At 44.8% G+C, this 259-nt stretch carries 1 protein-coding gene; it reads right to left on the bottom strand.

Annotation, left to right across the window (positions count from 1 at the left end; genetic code table 11):
- On the bottom strand, positions 1-259 hold a 259-nt coding region (locus C6N31_RS47415; protein WP_198359734.1), incomplete at both ends, for a spliceosome-associated CWC15 family protein.

Here is a 259-nt window from a genome sequence, read left to right as displayed (position 1 = left end):
GTCGTTGATGAAGCGCTTAGGAGTCTTGGTTTCACCACGTGTCTGGTTCTTGAAGACCACATCGTCATCCCACCTTCTTTTCACATTAAAATTATGTGAGTTATTAAGCAGTGGGTTCCCTCTCAGAAGTTGCTCTTTCTTGGCTTCCACCTCTTCCGCCATTCTCTGTTGTTCCTTGCAGCGCATTTCTTCTGCCCTTTCTTTCTTTATCCGTTCAAGTTCTGCCAAAAGTGCCTCTGTTTCATCCTCATCATCATCA

It is taken from the genome of Streptomyces fildesensis, assembly GCF_016107395.1.
In the GTDB taxonomy this organism is placed as follows: Bacteria; Actinomycetota; Actinomycetes; order Streptomycetales; family Streptomycetaceae; genus Actinacidiphila; species Actinacidiphila fildesensis.
Note: the sequence above shows the minus strand (reverse complement) of the source record. Positions and strands in the feature narration are given on the sequence as shown.